At 56.3% G+C, this 16,858-nt stretch carries 19 protein-coding genes; 15 read left to right on the forward strand and 4 right to left on the reverse strand.

Going from position 1 to position 16,858, the window contains the following annotated elements; genetic code table 11:
* Nucleotides 1-101: 101 nt before the first annotated feature.
* The 10 genes from cysD to HVX72_RS04505 all read left to right on the forward strand — a co-directional run bounded on the left by cysD (nt 102) and on the right by HVX72_RS04505 (nt 7,532).
* Nucleotides 102-1,010: a sulfate adenylyltransferase subunit CysD gene (gene cysD / locus HVX72_RS04460; protein ID WP_042288720.1), complete on the forward strand. Its 909-nt coding sequence runs from the start codon at nt 102-104 to the stop codon at nt 1,008-1,010.
* Between the two features lie 9 nt (nt 1,011-1,019).
* Entirely contained in the window at nt 1,020-2,447 is a 1,428-nt protein-coding gene (gene cysN, locus HVX72_RS04465; RefSeq protein WP_181822623.1) for a sulfate adenylyltransferase subunit CysN, read from the forward strand.
* Nucleotides 2,447-3,052 (forward strand): adenylyl-sulfate kinase, encoded by a 606-nt coding sequence (gene cysC, locus HVX72_RS04470; RefSeq protein ID WP_181822624.1) that lies wholly within the window; start codon nt 2,447-2,449, stop codon nt 3,050-3,052. Before cysN ends, cysC begins: the two co-directional genes overlap by 1 nt.
* 46 nt (nt 3,053-3,098) lie before the next feature.
* Nucleotides 3,099-3,422, forward strand: a complete 324-nt coding sequence (locus HVX72_RS04475; RefSeq protein WP_042288710.1) for a DUF3561 family protein — start codon at nt 3,099-3,101, stop codon at nt 3,420-3,422.
* Nucleotides 3,423-3,604: 182 nt separating this feature from the next.
* Nucleotides 3,605-3,916 (forward strand): cell division protein FtsB, encoded by a 312-nt coding sequence (gene ftsB / locus HVX72_RS04480; RefSeq protein WP_042288707.1) that lies wholly within the window; start codon nt 3,605-3,607, stop codon nt 3,914-3,916.
* 18 nt (nt 3,917-3,934) lie between these two features.
* Entirely contained in the window at nt 3,935-4,645 is a 711-nt protein-coding gene (gene ispD / locus HVX72_RS04485) for a 2-C-methyl-D-erythritol 4-phosphate cytidylyltransferase (protein WP_060569393.1), read from the forward strand.
* Complete coding sequence (gene ispF, locus HVX72_RS04490) at nt 4,645-5,124, forward strand: 2-C-methyl-D-erythritol 2,4-cyclodiphosphate synthase (protein ID WP_181822625.1); 480 nt, start codon at nt 4,645-4,647, stop codon at nt 5,122-5,124. Before ispD ends, ispF begins: the two co-directional genes overlap by 1 nt.
* Nucleotides 5,121-6,170: a tRNA pseudouridine(13) synthase TruD gene (gene truD / locus HVX72_RS04495; RefSeq protein WP_181822626.1), complete on the forward strand. Its 1,050-nt coding sequence runs from the start codon at nt 5,121-5,123 to the stop codon at nt 6,168-6,170. Before ispF ends, truD begins: the two co-directional genes overlap by 4 nt.
* The gene (gene surE / locus HVX72_RS04500; protein ID WP_042288698.1) at nt 6,151-6,912 is read left to right on the forward strand and encodes a 5'/3'-nucleotidase SurE; all 762 of its coding nucleotides are present in this window, start codon (nt 6,151-6,153) and stop codon (nt 6,910-6,912) included. Before truD ends, surE begins: the two co-directional genes overlap by 20 nt.
* Entirely contained in the window at nt 6,906-7,532 is a 627-nt protein-coding gene (locus HVX72_RS04505; RefSeq protein WP_042288697.1) for a protein-L-isoaspartate(D-aspartate) O-methyltransferase, read from the forward strand. The genes surE and HVX72_RS04505 overlap by 7 nt, the downstream gene beginning before the upstream one ends.
* Before the next feature lie 46 nt (nt 7,533-7,578).
* Here the strand turns inward: HVX72_RS04505 and HVX72_RS22140 are convergent, their stop codons facing one another.
* Entirely contained in the window at nt 7,579-7,800 is a 222-nt protein-coding gene (locus HVX72_RS22140) for a hypothetical protein (RefSeq protein WP_229264090.1), read from the reverse strand.
* On the opposite strand from HVX72_RS22140, the gene nlpD reads away from it, so the two are divergent.
* Both nlpD and rpoS read left to right on the forward strand, forming a co-directional pair.
* Nucleotides 7,706-8,791, forward strand: a complete 1,086-nt coding sequence (gene nlpD, locus HVX72_RS04510) for a murein hydrolase activator NlpD (RefSeq protein ID WP_233459309.1) — start codon at nt 7,706-7,708, stop codon at nt 8,789-8,791. The two genes, HVX72_RS22140 and nlpD, sit on opposite strands and share 95 nt — an antisense overlap.
* A 62-nt stretch (nt 8,792-8,853) precedes the next feature.
* On the forward strand, nt 8,854-9,846 hold the full coding sequence (gene rpoS, locus HVX72_RS04515) for an RNA polymerase sigma factor RpoS (protein ID WP_042288692.1): 993 nt from the start codon (nt 8,854-8,856) through the stop codon (nt 9,844-9,846).
* Between the two features lie 118 nt (nt 9,847-9,964).
* Here the strand turns inward: rpoS and HVX72_RS04520 are convergent, their stop codons facing one another.
* The gene (locus HVX72_RS04520; protein ID WP_060569397.1) at nt 9,965-10,369 is read right to left on the reverse strand and encodes a MarR family winged helix-turn-helix transcriptional regulator; all 405 of its coding nucleotides are present in this window, start codon (nt 10,367-10,369) and stop codon (nt 9,965-9,967) included.
* Between the two features lie 168 nt (nt 10,370-10,537).
* Between HVX72_RS04520 and HVX72_RS04525 the strand changes: the two genes are divergently transcribed.
* The 3 genes from HVX72_RS04525 to HVX72_RS04535 are packed head-to-tail and all read left to right on the forward strand — an operon-like array spanning nt 10,538 to nt 12,805.
* Nucleotides 10,538-11,131: a non-oxidative hydroxyarylic acid decarboxylases subunit B gene (locus tag HVX72_RS04525; protein ID WP_060569398.1), complete on the forward strand. Its 594-nt coding sequence runs from the start codon at nt 10,538-10,540 to the stop codon at nt 11,129-11,131.
* Nucleotides 11,131-12,558 carry a non-oxidative hydroxyarylic acid decarboxylases subunit C gene (locus HVX72_RS04530; RefSeq protein WP_181822627.1) on the forward strand — a complete coding sequence of 476 codons (1,428 nt, stop codon included), beginning with the start codon at nt 11,131-11,133 and terminating at the stop codon, nt 12,556-12,558. Before HVX72_RS04525 ends, HVX72_RS04530 begins: the two co-directional genes overlap by 1 nt.
* A gap of 10 nt (nt 12,559-12,568) precedes the next feature.
* The gene (locus HVX72_RS04535; protein WP_060569400.1) at nt 12,569-12,805 is read left to right on the forward strand and encodes a non-oxidative hydroxyarylic acid decarboxylases subunit D; all 237 of its coding nucleotides are present in this window, start codon (nt 12,569-12,571) and stop codon (nt 12,803-12,805) included.
* Nucleotides 12,806-12,895: 90 nt separating this feature from the next.
* On the opposite strand, the gene mutS is transcribed toward HVX72_RS04535, so the two are convergent.
* Nucleotides 12,896-15,457 (reverse strand): DNA mismatch repair protein MutS, encoded by a 2,562-nt coding sequence (mutS, locus tag HVX72_RS04540; protein ID WP_181822628.1) that lies wholly within the window; start codon nt 15,455-15,457, stop codon nt 12,896-12,898.
* A gap of 144 nt (nt 15,458-15,601) precedes the next feature.
* Nucleotides 15,602-16,849 carry a low affinity tryptophan permease TnaB gene (gene tnaB, locus HVX72_RS04545; RefSeq protein ID WP_060569402.1) on the reverse strand — a complete coding sequence of 416 codons (1,248 nt, stop codon included), beginning with the start codon at nt 16,847-16,849 and terminating at the stop codon, nt 15,602-15,604.
* Nucleotides 16,850-16,858: the final 9 nt, after the last annotated feature.

The following is a 16,858-nucleotide window of genomic DNA, read 5'->3' on the forward strand; positions in this document are numbered from 1 at the left end:
GAACTACTCATTCCAATTCGTAATTTCATTCGTTCTGCTGCGCTCCCTATAGTCGGGTTATCTGACGCGCTCGACAGTAGCGGTATTGTAAAGGAACGGCTATGGACCAAAAACGACTCACCCACCTGCGACAGCTGGAAGCGGAAAGCATCCATATTATTCGCGAGGTGGCGGCAGAATTCTCCAACCCGGTAATGCTCTATTCTATTGGTAAAGACTCCAGCGTCATGCTGCATTTGGCGCGTAAGGCGTTTTACCCGGGAACGCTGCCGTTTCCGCTGCTGCACGTCGACACCGGTTGGAAGTTCCGCGAAATGTACGAATTCCGCGACCGTACCGCGAAAGCTTACGGTTGCGAGTTGCTGGTACATAAAAACCCGGAAGGGGTAGCGATGGGCATTAACCCGTTTGTCCACGGCAGCGCCAAACATACCGACATCATGAAAACCGAAGGCTTGAAGCAGGCATTGAACAAGTACGGGTTTGACGCTGCGTTCGGCGGCGCGCGTCGTGACGAAGAAAAGTCTCGCGCTAAAGAGCGCATTTACTCTTTCCGCGACCGTTTTCATCGCTGGGATCCCAAAAACCAACGCCCGGAACTGTGGCACAACTATAACGGACAGATTAACAAAGGCGAGAGCATCCGCGTCTTCCCGCTTTCTAATTGGACGGAACAGGATATCTGGCAGTACATCTGGCTGGAAAACATCGAGATTGTCCCGCTGTATCTGGCGGCTGAGCGTCCGGTGCTGGAGCGCGACGGCATGCTGATGATGATCGACGACGATCGCATTGACCTGCAACCGGGGGAAATGATCAAAAAACGGATGGTGCGCTTCCGCACCCTCGGCTGCTGGCCGCTGACCGGCGCGGTTGAATCGAACGCCCGGACGTTACCGGAAATTATTGAAGAGATGCTGGTTTCGACCACCAGCGAACGTCAGGGGCGGGTCATCGACCGCGACCAGGCAGGCTCTATGGAGCTGAAGAAACGTCAGGGGTATTTCTAAGGAGCCGCCATGAACACCACACTTGCACAACAAATCGCCAATGAAGGCGGCGTCGAAGCCTGGATGGTCGCCCAACAGCATAAAAGCCTGCTGCGTTTCTTAACCTGCGGCAGCGTGGATGATGGCAAAAGTACCCTGATTGGTCGTTTGCTGCATGACACTCGCCAGATTTACGAAGATCAGCTCTCATCGCTGCATAATGACAGCAAGCGTCACGGGACGCAGGGCGAGAAACTGGATCTGGCGCTGTTGGTGGATGGCCTACAGGCTGAACGCGAGCAGGGGATCACCATTGACGTCGCGTACCGCTATTTCTCCACCGAGAAGCGCAAATTTATCATCGCCGATACGCCTGGGCACGAGCAATATACCCGTAACATGGCGACCGGCGCGTCCACCTGCGATCTGGCGATCCTGCTGATCGATGCGCGAAAAGGCGTGCTGGATCAAACCCGCCGCCATAGCTTTATTTCCACGCTGCTGGGGATCAAGCACCTGGTCGTGGCGATCAACAAAATGGATCTGGTCGGTTTCAGCGAAGAGACTTTTGCGCGCATTCGGGAAGATTACCTGAACTTTGCCGGGCAGTTGCCGGGGGATCTGGATATCCGCTTTGTGCCGCTGTCTGCGCTGGAAGGCGACAACGTGGCTTCCCGAAGCGAGAGCATGCCGTGGTACAGCGGCCCGACACTGCTGGAAGTGCTGGAAACCGTTGAGATCCAGCGGGTGGTGGACAACCAGCCAATGCGCTTCCCGGTGCAGTACGTTAACCGTCCGAACCTTGATTTTCGCGGTTACTCCGGCACTCTGGCCTCCGGGAACGTCCACGTGGGTCAACGCGTTCGGGTGCTGCCGTCCGGCGTGGAGTCCAGTGTGGCCCGCATCGTCACCTTTGACGGCGATTTGGAGCAGGCGTTTGCCGGTGAGGCGATCACCCTCGTTTTAAAAGATGAAATCGATATTAGCCGCGGCGATTTGCTGCTGGATGCGGGCGACACGTTACCTGCCGTACAACGCGCCGCTGTAGATGTGGTGTGGATGGCAGAACAGCCATTGGTGGCGGGTCAGAGCTACGAAGTCAAAATTGCCGGCAAAAAGACCCGCGCGCGCATTGACGGCGTGCAGTATCAGGTGGATATCAACAACCTGACCCAGCGTGAGGTGGAAAACCTGCCGCTGAACGGCATTGGCCTGGTTAATCTGACCTTTGACGAACCGCTGGTGCTGGACACCTATTCGCAGAATCCGGTGACCGGCGGACTGATCTTTATCGACCGTCTCAGCAACGTTACCGTCGGGGCGGGCATGGTGCGTGAGCCCATTGCGCAGGCAGCGACAGCCCCAACTGGTTATAGCGACTTTGAGCTGGAACTGAATGCGCTGGTGCGCCGTCACTTCCCCCACTGGGGCGCGCGCGATCTGCTGGAGGGCAAATAATGGCGCAGCATGACGAAAATGTCGTCTGGCATGCGCATTCCGTTACGCCGCACCAGCGTGAGCAACGCCATGGTCATCGTGGGGTTGTGCTGTGGTTTACCGGGCTTTCTGGGTCGGGAAAATCGACGGTGGCCGGCGCGCTGGAAGAAGCGCTGCACGCGCTCGGCGTCAGCACATATTTGCTTGATGGCGATAACGTGCGCCACGGCCTGTGCAGCGACCTGGGCTTTAGCGATGCCGACCGCAAAGAGAACATTCGTCGGGTCGGCGAGGTAGCGAATCTGATGGTGGATGCCGGGCTGGTGGTGCTGACAGCGTTTATCTCGCCGCACCGGGCGGAGCGGCGGATGGTGCGTGAGCGGGTAGGCGAAGGGCGTTTTATTGAGGTGTTTGTCGATACGCCGCTGGAAATCTGTGAAGCGCGCGATCCAAAGGGGTTATATAAGAAGGCGCGCGCCGGTGAGTTGCGCAACTTTACCGGTATTGATGCGGTTTACGAAGCCCCTGAATCGCCAGAGATTCATCTGAATGGTGAACAATTAGTAACAAATTTGGTGAGTCAATTGTTAGACCTGCTGAGACAGGACGATATTATCAGATCCTGAGACACCTGACCTGTTTGCCCGGTCAGTCAAGGTTACAGGATTCGATATGCGTAATAGCCAGAACATCACCCTCCCGGCGTCCGAAACGTTTTCTGCCGATGACGAAACCACCTGGTCGCTACCCGGCGCCGTGGTGGGATTCGCGTCATGGCTGCTGGCGCTGGGGATCCCTTTTTTGGTGTATGGCCCTAACACCTTGTTTTTCTTCATCTATACCTGGCCATTCTTTCTGGCGCTAATGCCCGTCGCGGTTGTCGTGGGTATCGCCCAACATTCCCTCTTCAACGGAAAATTGCGCTACAGCATTGTCGCCACGCTGCTGACGGTGTGCGCGATGTTCGGCGCGCTGTTTTTGTGGCTGCTGGGCTAAAGCGCGACCGCTGTCCATAATTCAAACCGTAACCAACAATGAGATGATGTTCCCGGGGTGCCGGGTATACGTTATGCAGGGCAAATGTGGTACATTTGCCCGCGTTGTCGCGGCATTCCCGCCCACAGCATAGAGTCGTTTGTGGAAGTATGGGATGATAGTGCCGTTTTTCAGGGGGCAGGATGGGTAAACTAACGCTGCTGTTGCTGGCTTTACTGGTCTGGCTGCAGTATTCGCTGTGGTTCGGTAAGAACGGTATACATGACTACAGTCGCGTCAACGATGACGTGGCGGCGCAGCAGGCGACGAACGCCAAACTTAAAGCGCGTAACGATCAGCTTTTCGCCGAAATTGACGATCTCAATGGCGGTCAGGAAGCTATCGAAGAACGCGCACGCAACGAACTCAGCATGACGAAACCGGGCGAAACGTTTTATCGCCTGGTGCCCGACGCGTCTAAACGCGCGCAAACTGCGGGGCAAAATACTCGATAAACCATCCAGGGATTTAACATGGCAGCCACTTATTTGGATGTTTGCGCCGTGGTGCCGGCGGCCGGCTTTGGCCGCCGTATGCAAACTGAATGTCCTAAGCAGTACCTCTCGATCGGCAATAAAACCATTCTCGAACACTCGGTCCATGCGCTGCTGGCGCACCCTCAGGTCACCCGCGTGATCATTGCCATCAGCCCAGGCGACAGCCGCTTTGCACAACTTCCGCTGGCGCAACATCCGCACATCACCGTGGTGGACGGCGGCAATGAGCGTGCCGATTCCGTTTTGGCCGGGCTTCGCGCCGCAGGCGACGCAGAATGGGTGCTGGTGCACGATGCGGCGCGCCCCTGTCTGCATCAGGATGATCTCGCCCGCCTGCTGGCGATCCGCGAAACCAGCCGCACCGGCGGGATCCTTGCCGCCCCGGTGCGCGACACGATGAAGCGCGCCGAACCGGGCGTTGCGGCCATCGCCCATACCGTCGAACGCACCGATCTATGGCATGCGCTGACGCCGCAATTTTTCCCGCGTGAACTGCTGCATGATTGTCTGACCCGCGCGCTGAACGAAGGCGCGACCATTACCGACGAAGCCTCGGCGCTGGAGTACTGCGGCTTCCATCCACAGCTTGTTGAAGGGCGGGCTGATAATATCAAAGTAACGCGTCCGGAAGATTTAGCGCTGGCTGAATTTTATCTGACCCGAAAAAACCATGAGGAGATAGCGTAATGCGAATTGGACACGGTTTCGACGTACATGCCTTTGGCGGCGAAGGCCCGGTTATCATTGGCGGCGTGCGCATCCCGTATGAGAAGGGCCTGTTAGCGCATTCTGACGGCGACGTCGCGCTCCACGCGCTGACCGATGCGCTGCTCGGCGCAGCCGCGCTGGGGGATATCGGCAAGCTGTTTCCGGATACCGATCCGGCATTTAAAGGCGCGGACAGCCGTGAATTGCTGCGTGAAGCTTGGCGTCGCATTCGGGCCAAAGGCTATACCCTCGGAAACGTTGATGTGACGATTATTGCCCAGGCGCCAAAAATGCTGCCGCACATTCCGCAGATGCGCGTGTTTATCGCGGAGGATCTCGGCTGCCACATGGATGACGTTAACGTGAAAGCCACCACCACGGAAAAACTCGGCTTTACCGGACGGGGGGAAGGGATCGCCTGCGAGGCGGTCGCGTTACTGATAAAGGCGGTGAAATGACAGCGTTTGACGATCTCACCTGGCTCCACGGCAAACCGCAGAGCACCGGGCTGTTGAAAGCCAACCCGGAAGATTTTGTGGTTGTGGAAGATTTAGGTTTTGAGCCCGACGGTGAAGGTGAGCATGTCCTGGTGCGGATCCTCAAAAACGGCTGCAATACCCGTTTTGTCGCGGACGCGCTGGCGAAATTTCTGAAAATTCACGCCCGGGAAGTCAGCTTTGCCGGGCAAAAAGATAAGCATGCCGTCACCGAACAGTGGCTGTGCGCGCGTGTGCCGGGCAAAGCGATGCCGGACCTGAGCGCCTTCCAGTTGGAAGGTTGCAAGGTGCTGGAGTATGCGCGCCACAAGCGTAAGCTGCGTTTAGGCGCCCTGAAGGGGAACGCGTTTACGCTGGTGCTGCGCGACATCAGTCAGCGTGATGAGTTGGAATCCCGTCTGAAGGCGATTAATGAGGCGGGGGTGCCCAACTATTTTGGCGCGCAGCGCTTCGGCATTGGCGGCAGTAACATACAGGGCGCGCTGCGCTGGGCGCAAAGCGATGCGCCGGTGCGCGATCGCAATAAACGCAGTTTTTGGTTGTCGGCGGCCCGTAGTGCGTTGTTTAATCAAATTGTCAGCGAGCGTTTGAAAAAACCAGACTTTAATCAAGTTGTTGACGGCGATGCGCTACAATTAGCGGGACGCGGAAGCTGGTTCGTGGCGACGTTGGAAGAGCGGGCGGAATTACAGGCTCGCGTCGACGCTAAAACGCTGATGATTACGGCTTCGCTTCCCGGTCGCGGTGAATGGGGAACCCAGCGTGATGCGCTGGCGTTTGAACAGGCCGCTATCGCGGAAGAAACGCAGTTACAGTCATTACTGGTGCGTGAAAAAGTAGACGCGGCGCGCCGGGCGATGCTGCTTTATCCGCAACAGATGCGCTGGAACTGGTGGGACGACGTCACCGTCGAACTGCGTTTCTGGTTACCTGCGGGGAGCTTCGCCACCAGCGTAGTGAGGGAACTGATTAACACAATGGGTGATTATGCGCATATTGCTGAGTAACGATGACGGGGTCCACGCACCCGGTATACAAACGCTGGCGAAAGCGCTGCGGGAGTTTGCCGACGTACAGGTCGTCGCCCCGGATCGTAACCGCAGCGGCGCGTCGAACTCATTAACGCTGGAATCTTCGCTTCGCACCTTCACCTTTGATAACGGCGACATTGCGGTCCAAATGGGTACGCCCACTGACTGCGTTTATCTGGGCGTAAATGCGCTGATGCGTCCGCGTCCGGACATCGTGGTGTCCGGGATTAACGCCGGGCCGAATCTCGGCGATGATGTGATTTACTCGGGGACCGTCGCCGCGGCGATGGAAGGACGGCATCTTGGTTTTCCGGCGCTGGCCGTTTCGCTGGACGGCTATCAGCATTACGAGACCGCCGCCGCCATCACCTGCCGTATCCTGCGCGCGTTAAGCCGTGAGCCGCTGCGTACAGGACGGATCCTGAACATCAACGTCCCGGACCTGCCGTTGGACCAGATCAAAGGGATCCGCGTAACCCGCTGCGGCAGCCGCCATCCGGCGGATAAAGTGATCCCGCAGGAAGATCCGCGTGGCAATACGCTGTACTGGATTGGCCCGCCGGGCGACAAGCATGACGCCGGGCCTGACACCGATTTTGCCGCGGTGGAGGACGGTTATGTCTCCATTACGCCGCTGCATGTGGATTTAACCGCGCACAGCGCGCATGATGTGGTTTCTGACTGGTTAGACAGCGTGGGAGTTGACACGCAATGGTAAGCAGACGCGTACAGACGCTTCTTGATCAACTTCGTGGGCAGGGGATCCGCGATGAGCATGTGCTTGAGGCGCTAGCCGCCGTGCCGCGCGAAAAATTCATCGATGAAGCGTTTGAACATAAAGCCTGGGATAACATCGCGCTACCGATAGGACAGGGGCAGACGATCTCGCAGCCCTATATGGTCGCGCGTATGACCGAATTGCTGGAACTGACGCCGCAGTCGCGGGTGCTGGAGATCGGCACGGGTTCCGGGTATCAGACGGCGATACTGGCGCATCTGGTGCACCATGTCTGCTCGGTCGAACGCATCAAAGGGCTGCAATGGCAGGCGCGCCGTCGCCTGAAACAGCTTGATTTACACAATGTTTCAACTCGTCACGGCGATGGATGGCAAGGTTGGCAAGCACGTGCGCCGTTTGACGCTATCATTGTGACGGCAGCACCGCCGGAGATCCCGACTGCGTTAATGACGCAGCTGGACGAGGGCGGCATTCTCGTTTTGCCCGTGGGCGATGAGCATCAGTTTCTGAAACGGGTGCGTCGTCGGGGCGGCGAATTTATTATCGACACCGTGGAAGCCGTGCGTTTTGTTCCCCTGGTCAAGGGCGAACTGGCATAGAAAACGGCCTGAATACCTGGAGTTTTCCTGGTTATTTTGCAACAGGTCAGCGTATTGTGAAGACGTTTTCCAGTGCTTTCATGGTTATTATGTCACTGGTTGTTAACCAATTTTTTCCTGGGGGATAAATGAGCGCGGGAAGCCCAAAATTCACCGTCAGCCGCATCGCGGCATTGTCACTGGTTTCGTTATGGCTGGCAGGCTGTTCAAATTCCTCTAATCCGCCAGCGCCAGTCAGTTCCGTTAATGGCAGCGCCCCTGCGAACACGAATTCTGGGATGCTGATTACGCCCCCGCCGACAATGGGGAGCGCGAATACCGCACAGCAGCAAACGCCGCAAATTCAGCCGGTCCAGCGTCCGGTGAGTCAACCGACGCAAATCCAGCCCGTTGCGGAGCAACCCGTTCAGATGGAAAACGGTCGTATTGTGTACAATCGTCAATATGGGAACATTCCGAAAGGTAGCTATACCGGCGGCAGTACCTACACCGTTAAAAAGGGCGATACGCTATTTTATATCGCGTGGATCACCGGCAACGACTTCCGCGATCTTGCGCAACGGAATAACATTCCGGCCCCGTATGGCCTGAATGTCGGGCAGACCCTCCAGGTCGGCAACGCGTCCGGTGCGCCAATCACGGGCGGAAATGCGATCACCCAGGCCGATGCGGCCGCGCAAGGAGTTGTGACCAACCCTGCACAAAATTCCGCCGTCGCTGTTGCGTCGAAACCGACAATTACGTATTCTGAGAATTCAGGTGAACAAAGTGCTAACAAAATGTTGCCTAACAACAAGCCTGCTGGGACAGTTGTCACAGCGCCTGTAACGGCTCCGGCGGTTAGCACAACCGAATCGACTGCAAGCAGTACGTCTACCAGTTCGCCAATTTCAACATGGCGCTGGCCGACGGAAGGCAAAGTGATCGAAAACTTTGGCGCTACCGAAGGGGGCAATAAAGGGATCGACATTGCAGGCAGCAAAGGACAGGCAATTGTCGCGACCGCAGATGGCCGCGTCGTGTATGCCGGTAACGCGCTGCGCGGTTACGGTAATCTTATTATCATCAAACATAACGATGATTACCTGAGTGCCTACGCCCATAACGATACAATGCTGGTCCGGGAACAACAGGAAGTGAAGGCGGGGCAAAAAATAGCGACCATGGGTAGCACCGGAACCAGTTCTACACGCTTGCATTTTGAAATTCGTTACAAGGGGAAATCCGTAAACCCGCTGCGTTATTTACCGCAGCGATAAATCGACGGAACCTGGCTGACACTTGCTAGTTCCGTCAAGGGATCACGGGTAGGAGCCACCTTATGAGTCAGAATACGCTGAAAGTTCATGATTTAAATGAAGACGCGGAATTTGATGAGAACGGAGTTGAGGTTTTTGACGAAAAAGCCTTAGTTGAAGAGGAACCCAGTGATAACGAGTTGGCTGAAGAGGAGCTGTTATCGCAGGGGGCCACACAGCGTGTGTTGGACGCGACTCAGCTTTACCTTGGTGAAATCGGATATTCGCCACTGCTAACAGCCGAAGAAGAAGTGTATTTCGCGCGTCGCGCACTGCGCGGAGATGTTGCCTCACGCCGTCGGATGATTGAAAGTAACCTGCGTCTGGTGGTGAAAATTGCCCGCCGATACGGCAATCGTGGTCTGGCGTTGCTGGACCTGATCGAAGAGGGCAATCTGGGGCTTATCCGTGCCGTCGAGAAGTTTGACCCGGAACGCGGGTTCCGCTTCTCAACATACGCAACCTGGTGGATTCGCCAGACGATTGAACGGGCGATTATGAACCAAACCCGTACCATTCGACTGCCTATTCACATTGTAAAAGAGCTGAACGTTTACCTGCGTACCGCCCGTGAGTTGTCCCATAAGCTGGACCACGAACCGAGCGCGGAGGAAATCGCAGAGCAACTGGATAAACCGGTTGATGACGTTAGCCGCATGCTTCGTCTTAACGAGCGCATTACCTCGGTGGACACCCCGTTGGGTGGCGACTCTGAAAAAGCGTTGCTGGATATCCTGGCCGATGAAAAAGACAACGGTCCGGAAGACACCACGCAGGATGACGATATGAAGCAGAGTATCGTCAAATGGCTGTTCGAACTGAACGCCAAACAGCGTGAAGTGCTGGCACGTCGTTTCGGTCTGCTGGGTTATGAAGCTGCGACACTGGAAGATGTGGGCCGCGAAATTGGTCTCACGCGTGAACGTGTCCGTCAGATTCAGGTTGAAGGTCTGCGTCGTCTGCGGGAAATTTTGCAGACTCAGGGACTGAATATCGAAGCGCTGTTCCGCGAGTAAGCAAAGTTCCATCAAGAAAGACCAGTCTCTGTGAGGCTGGTCTTTTTTTTGGGGATTGTCCGGCAAGTCCAGGGGAACGGGCTTCAGGCCGGATAAGGCGTGAGCTGCGCCAGGAAAATCATTCCATCATTTTACGCACCAGGCGCGTGAACTGTTCGCGCTCTTCTTCGCTTAGCCGCCCCAGAAACTCCTCATCCACGCGGTTGCCCAGCGGCATCGTCGTTGTCAGCAACGCTTCGCCTTGCGCAGTGAGAAACACAAAGCGTCGACGTTTATCCAGCGGATCGTTTTCTCGCCTCACCAGCCCGCGTTTTTCCATTCGGCTTAGCATCTCCGCCAGCGTAGCTTTCGTACTTACCGCAGCCTCGGTAAGGTCGACCTGCTCAATGCCAGGGCGCTCGGCAATAGCGCGCATGACGGCGTACTGAGGTTTGGTCAGCTCCGGTAATTCATGCTGCCAGCGTGCGGTATGCTGCTGAAAAAGTTGCCGTAACAGGTGAAACGCTGTGTTTCGTAACGCCATGGGAACTCCGGTTTGCGTATCGGCTTCTATCATAGCGGTTTCTTGCCGGTTTTTTAATGCAGCCGTTTTAAGCGATCCGTGCGGTGCAATTTTCAGGATCTTGTTGTTACTTCATCGCTGGCGTATTTTAATGCAAACGTTCGTATACGAACAATATTGAGGCGATGAATGAGACTGATTGTTGGGATGACCGGCGCAACAGGCGCGCCGCTTGGCGTGGCGCTGCTTCAGGTGTTGCGGCAGATGCCGGAGGTGGAAACGCATCTGGTGATGTCAAAGTGGGCCAAAACCACCATTGAGCTGGAAACGCCCTGGCGGGCGCGGGACGTTGCGGCACTGGCTGATTACTGTCATAGCCCGGCGGATCAGGCGGCCACGATCTCCTCGGGATCCTTTCGTACCGACGGCATGATCGTCATTCCGTGCAGTATGAAAACGTTGGCCGGTATTCGCGCAGGCTATGCCGAAGGCCTGGTGGGGCGCGCTGCCGACGTGGTGCTGAAAGAGGGGCGCAAACTGGTGCTGGTGCCGCGCGAAATGCCGCTTAGCACCCTGCATCTGGAGAACATGCTTGCCTTATCCCGCATGGGCGTGGCGATGGTGCCGCCCATGCCCGCGTTCTACAACCATCCACAAACCGTAGATGACATCACTCAGCATATCGTGGCGCGCGTACTCGACCAGTTCGCGCTTGAGCATCCCCACGCCCGCCGCTGGCAGGGGTTGCAGCAGGAGCGGAATTTTTCTCAGGAGAATGAATAATGGCATTTGATGATTTACGCAGCTTTTTACAGGCGCTGGACGAGCAGGGGCAACTGCTGAAGATCGGTGAAGAAGTGAGCGCCGAGCCGGATCTGGCGGCAGCCGCTAACGCCACCGGACGTATTGGCGACGGCGCGCCCGCGCTGTGGTTTGATAACATTCGTGGCTTCACCGACGCGCGCGTGGCGATGAACACCATCGGTTCGTGGCAAAACCACGCGATCTCACTGGGGTTGTCACCGAATACGCCGGTAAAAAAGCAAATAGATGAGTTTATTCGTCGCTGGGATCACTTTCCCGTTGCGCCGGAACGCCGGGCGAATCCTGCATGGGCGGAAAACACCGTCGACGGCGATGCGATCAACCTTTTCGACATCCTGCCGCTGTTTCGACTGAACGACGGTGACGGCGGTTTTTACCTCGATAAAGCCTGCGTGGTCTCCCGCGATCCGCTTGACCCGGACAACTTCGGCAAGCAAAACGTCGGGATTTACCGCATGGAAGTCAAAGGCAAGCGCAAACTTGGTCTGCAACCGGTGCCGATGCATGACATCGCGCTGCATCTGCATAAAGCGGAAGAGCGCGGTGAGGATCTGCCGATTGCGATTACCCTCGGTAATGATCCGATCATCACTCTGATGGGCGCCACACCGCTGAAGTACGATCAGTCGGAGTATGAAATGGCCGGCGCGCTGCGCGAAAGCCCGTATCCCATCGCCACCGCCCCGCTGACCGGCTTTGACGTACCCTGGGGCTCCGAAGTGATCCTCGAGGGCGTCATCGAAAGCCGTAAGCGCGAGATCGAAGGGCCGTTCGGGGAGTTTACCGGCCACTACTCCGGCGGACGCAATATGACGGTGGTGCGTATTGATAAAGTCTCTTACCGCAGCAAACCGATTTTTGAGTCGCTTTATCTCGGGATGCCATGGACTGAAATCGACTATCTGATGGGACCGGCGACCTGCGTACCGCTGTATCAGCAACTGAAAGCGGAATTCCCGGAGGTTCAGGCGGTAAACGCGATGTACACCCACGGCCTGCTGGCGATTATTTCGACCAAAAAGCGCTACGGCGGTTTTGCCCGCGCCGTGGGCCTGCGCGCGATGACCACGCCGCACGGTCTCGGCTACGTGAAGATGGTGATTATGGTTGACGAAGATGTCGATCCGTTCAATCTGCCGCAGGTGATGTGGGCGCTGTCGTCGAAGGTCAATCCAGCGGGAGATTTGGTGCAGTTGCCGAATATGTCGGTGCTGGAGCTGGATCCCGGTTCAAGTCCGGCGGGGATCACCGACAAGCTGATTATTGACGCCACCACGCCGGTTGCGCCGGACAACCGTGGACATTACAGCCAGCCGGTCTGCGATCTCCCGGAAACCAAAGCCTGGGCGGAGAAACTGACCGCCATGCTGGCTAACCGTAAATAAGGAGGAGCAGATGATTTGTCCACGTTGTGCCGATGAGCAGATTGAAGTGATGGCGACCTCGCCGGTGAAGGGGGTCTGGACGGTTTACCAGTGTCAGCATTGCCTGTATACCTGGCGCGATACCGAACCGCTACGCCGTACCCGCCGCGAGCATTATCCCGAGGCGTTTCGCATGACGCAGAAGGATATCGACGACGCGCCGATGGTGCCAGCTATCCCGCCGTTGCTGGCGGAAGATAAACGTTAATACAGAACCGGATAGCAGCGACGCTTTATCGGGCCTACGAATTCTTAACGCCGTAGGCCCGATAAGCGCAACGCCACCGGGCGATAACGGTTACACCAGGCTTTTGAGCCGATAAATCCACTCCAGCGCCTGGCGCGGCGTCAGCGAATCCGGATCGAGATTTTCCAGCGCTTCCACGGCAGGAGAGGTGTCCTCTGGCATCGACAGCAGCGACATCTGCGTGCCATCGAACTGCGTAGCGGCAGCGTTCGGCGAAATGCTTTCCAGCTCGCGCAACTTCTGGCGCGCGCGCTTAATCACCTCTTTCGGCACGCCCGCCAGCGCCGCCACCGCCAGACCATAGCTTTTGCTGGCCGCGCCGTCCTGCACGCTGTGCATAAAGGCGATGGTATCGCCATGTTCCAGCGCATCCAGATGGACATTGGCTACCCCTTCCATTTTTTCCGGTAATTGGGTCAGCTCGAAGTAGTGTGTCGCAAACAGCGTCAGCGCCTTGATCTTATTCGCCAGGTTTTCCGCACAGGCCCATGCCAGCGACAGGCCGTCGTAAGTGGAGGTGCCGCGTCCGATTTCATCCATCAGCACCAGGCTGTTCTCGGTGGCGTTATGCAAAATGTTGGCGGTTTCAGTCATCTCCACCATGAAGGTGGAACGCCCGGAAGCCAGATCGTCTGCCGCGCCGACGCGGGTGAAGATGCGATCAATCGGACCAATCTCCACTTTCTGGGCGGGCACATAGCTGCCAATGTATGCCAGCAGCGCGATCAGCGCGGTCTGACGCATATAGGTGCTTTTACCCCCCATGTTCGGCCCGGTGATAATCAACATCCGCCGCTGCGGCGTGAGATCCAGCGGGTTGGCGATAAACGGCTCATTGAGCACCTGCTCAACCACCGGATGACGGCCTTCGGTAATGCGAATGCCCGGCTTATCGGTGAAGACAGGGCAGGTATAGTTGAGTGTGTAAGCGCGCTCTGCCAGGTTCACCAGCACGTCGAGTTCCGCCAGCGCATTAGCGCTTTGCTGCAGATCTGCCAGATGTGGCAGCAGCAGGTCGAACAGTTCGTCATAAAGCTGTTTTTCCAGCGCCAGCGCTTTGCCCATAGAGGTGAGCACTTTATCTTCGTACTCTTTCAACTCCGGTATAATGTAGCGCTCGGCGTTTTTCAGCGTCTGACGGCGGACGTAGTTGATTGGCGCCAGGTGGCTCTGCCCGCGGCTAATCTGAATGTAGTAACCGTGTACGGCGTTAAAACCGACTTTGAGGGTGTCCAGTCCGGTACGTTCGCGCTCGCGGATCTCCAGCCGGTCGAGATAGTCGGTCGCGCCGTCAGCCAGCGCGCGCCATTCGTCCAGCTCTTCGTTGTAGCCCGGTGCGATAACGCCGCCGTCACGGACCAGCACCGGCGGCGCGTCGATGATGGCGCGCTCCAGCAGATCGCGCAGTTCAGCAAATTCGCCCATCTTTTCGCGCAGCTTCTGCACGGGGGCGCTGTTTACCGACTCCAGTTGCGCGCGCAGTTCCGGAAGCTGCTGGAAGGCGTGACGCATACGGGCGAGATCGCGAGGACGGGCGGTTCGCAGGGCCAGACGCGCGAGGATACGCTCCAGATCACCGACCTGACGCAGCACCGGTTGCAGGTCGCCAGTGGCATCCTGTAATGCGCCGATAGTTTGCTGACGTTCGGTGAGGATGTTGGTGTCGCGCACCGGCATATGCAGCCAGCGTTTGAGCATACGGCTGCCCATCGGGGTCACGGTGCAGTCGAGCACCGAGGCCAGCGTATTGTCCACGCCGCCCGCCAGATTCTGGGTGATTTCCAGATTACGACGCGTAGCGGCATCCATAATGATGCTGTCCTGCTGGCGCTCCATGGTGATGGAACGGATATGCGGCAGAGAGGTGCGTTGGGTATCTTTCACATACTGCAAAAGGCATCCTGCGGCGCAAAGCCCACGCGGCGCGTTTTCGACGCCGAAACCGATCAGATCCCGGGTGCCAAACTGCAAATTAAGCTGTTGGCGAGCGGTATCAATTTCGAATTCCCATAGTGGGCGACGACGCAACCCACGGCGCCCCTCAATCAGCGCCATCTCGGCGAAATCTTCCGCGTACAGTAATTCTGCCGGGTTGGTGCGTTGCAGCTCGGCAGCCATCGTTTCGCGGTCGGCGGGTTCGCTCAGACGAAAGCGCCCGGAGCTGATATCCAGCGTCGCGTAGCCGTAGCCTTTGCTGTCCTGCCAGATGGCGGCCAGCAGGTTGTCCTGGCGCTCCTGCAACAGCGCTTCATCGCTGATGGTGCCTGGTGTGACAATGCGAACCACCTTACGTTCAACCGGACCTTTGCTGGTGGCCGGGTCGCCAATCTGTTCGCAAATAGCGACTGATTCGCCCTGATTGACCAGCTTCGCGAGATAGTTTTCGACGGCATGATGGGGGATGCCCGCCATTGGAATCGGTTCGCCCGCCGACGCGCCGCGTTTGGTCAGCGATATATCGAGCAACTGCGACGCACGTTTCGCATCGTCATAAAACAGTTCGTAAAAGTCACCCATGCGGTAAAAAAGCAGGATCTCAGGATGCTGGGCTTTCAGCTTGAGATACTGCTGCATCATGGGGGTATGGGCGTCGAGATTATGGATTGTACTCATGAAGTTGTGTCCAGTTCCCTGAATTTAAACGGATTGCGATGCTTTTCGTTTTCGTTGTTATCACATAAGGGGCTTATGATAACGGAGATAAGCAACTCAGGGAAAGCGAGGATCGAGACTTCTCGATCCTCATTCCATTTCGGATTAGCCAAACCGTGGCAGGAGGTTAAAGGTGCTGCCGAACCAGCAAAGAATGACCGTAATGCCGAACAATATCACCACCATGGGGATCGCTCTGCCGCCCCATACGGTGAACATTTTATCCGGAAAGCGTTCACGCGATTTCAGCGCAAGGAATGCCGGCACGATAACCGCCCAGATGGTGGCACACAGCCCGGCTCCGCCAATCGCGTAGATAAAACCGTTTGGGAACAGCAGGTACAACGCAGCCGGAGGTAAAAAGGTAAACAGCAGGGTTTTGAATCGCCCGAGGGGGGAATTGTCGATTTTGAACAGATCCGCCAGGTAGTCGAACAGCCCCAGCGTGACGCCAAAGAATGAACTGGCTACCGCGAGGTTAGAAAAGATCAGCAGAAAAAACTCGATAATGCCATGTTGGTTAGTGCCTAAAAATGACTTTACCAGCGAATCAACATTGCCGCCTGAGGCGATGATCTCCTTGAAGTTGCTGCGATGAATATTGCCCATCGTGCAGTACAGCCAGAACAGATAAATCACCAGCGCCAGCAGTGAACCAAAGACGATGCTTTTGATCAGCTTATCCTTTCTCTTGCCGTAACAGATAATCAGGCTGGGAATATTGCCGTGAAAACCGAACGAAGCCAGGCAGACCGGAACCGCCATCAAAATATAGGGCAGATAGGTGCGATTGGCCTGTGGCTCGGCGATGTCCCTGAGAATGGAATAGTCAACCTGAAAGAAGAATGAGCCGAACACCACGATAAAGGCAATGATCTTAATGCCGAGAAAAAAAGAGGTGATGCGACTGGCGGCGAGAGAACTGATCCACAAAATGCTGGCGACGAAGATTGCGCTACCTATGCCCACGATCCTCGGGTTCACATGTGTGCCGGTGTTAATCGCAATGGTTTCGCTAATGATTGCCCCGTTCGCCGAAATATAGGCATAGGTCAAAATATATAACACAAAAGCGACGGTGATGCCGCTGATGATGTTCCACTTCGCGCCTATTAAATCTTTCGTAATCGTGTTAAAGCTGGATCCTACGGGGTAATTAAGGTTGGCTTCTAATAACAATAACCCGGAATGCAACATGGAAAACCAGGAGATAATTAAAATAAACGCCCCCCAGAAAAACCACGCGCCAGCAAGGTCAACCGGTAAAGCAAACATCCCGCCACCAATAACGGTGCCGGCAATCACCATAATTCCCCAGAATGAGGAGTGTTTTTTATTTGCGTCTTCGTCCATGGCGTTCCC

Source organism: Citrobacter sp. RHB21-C05, from assembly GCF_013889015.1.
Taxonomy (GTDB): Bacteria; Pseudomonadota; Gammaproteobacteria; order Enterobacterales; family Enterobacteriaceae; genus Citrobacter_A; species Citrobacter_A sedlakii.

Coding starts and splice junctions, on each gene's coding strand:
- rpoS (WP_042288692.1), top strand. CDS start 8,854: ATGAGTCAGAATACGCTGAAAGTTCATGATTTAAATGAAGACGCGGAA.
- HVX72_RS04535 (WP_060569400.1), top strand. CDS start 12,569: ATGATTTGTCCACGTTGTGCCGATGAGCAGATTGAAGTGATGGCGACC.
- mutS (WP_181822628.1), bottom strand. CDS start 15,457: ATGAGTACAATCCATAATCTCGACGCCCATACCCCCATGATGCAGCAG.
- HVX72_RS04505 (WP_042288697.1), top strand. CDS start 6,906: ATGGTAAGCAGACGCGTACAGACGCTTCTTGATCAACTTCGTGGGCAG.
- ftsB (WP_042288707.1), top strand. CDS start 3,605: ATGGGTAAACTAACGCTGCTGTTGCTGGCTTTACTGGTCTGGCTGCAG.
- truD (WP_181822626.1), top strand. CDS start 5,121: ATGACAGCGTTTGACGATCTCACCTGGCTCCACGGCAAACCGCAGAGC.
- HVX72_RS04525 (WP_060569398.1), top strand. CDS start 10,538: ATGAGACTGATTGTTGGGATGACCGGCGCAACAGGCGCGCCGCTTGGC.
- HVX72_RS04520 (WP_060569397.1), bottom strand. CDS start 10,369: ATGGCGTTACGAAACACAGCGTTTCACCTGTTACGGCAACTTTTTCAG.
- HVX72_RS04530 (WP_181822627.1), top strand. CDS start 11,131: ATGGCATTTGATGATTTACGCAGCTTTTTACAGGCGCTGGACGAGCAG.
- ispF (WP_181822625.1), top strand. CDS start 4,645: ATGCGAATTGGACACGGTTTCGACGTACATGCCTTTGGCGGCGAAGGC.
- ispD (WP_060569393.1), top strand. CDS start 3,935: ATGGCAGCCACTTATTTGGATGTTTGCGCCGTGGTGCCGGCGGCCGGC.
- cysC (WP_181822624.1), top strand. CDS start 2,447: ATGGCGCAGCATGACGAAAATGTCGTCTGGCATGCGCATTCCGTTACG.
- cysN (WP_181822623.1), top strand. CDS start 1,020: ATGAACACCACACTTGCACAACAAATCGCCAATGAAGGCGGCGTCGAA.
- surE (WP_042288698.1), top strand. CDS start 6,151: ATGCGCATATTGCTGAGTAACGATGACGGGGTCCACGCACCCGGTATA.
- tnaB (WP_060569402.1), bottom strand. CDS start 16,849: ATGGACGAAGACGCAAATAAAAAACACTCCTCATTCTGGGGAATTATG.
- HVX72_RS04475 (WP_042288710.1), top strand. CDS start 3,099: ATGCGTAATAGCCAGAACATCACCCTCCCGGCGTCCGAAACGTTTTCT.
- cysD (WP_042288720.1), top strand. CDS start 102: ATGGACCAAAAACGACTCACCCACCTGCGACAGCTGGAAGCGGAAAGC.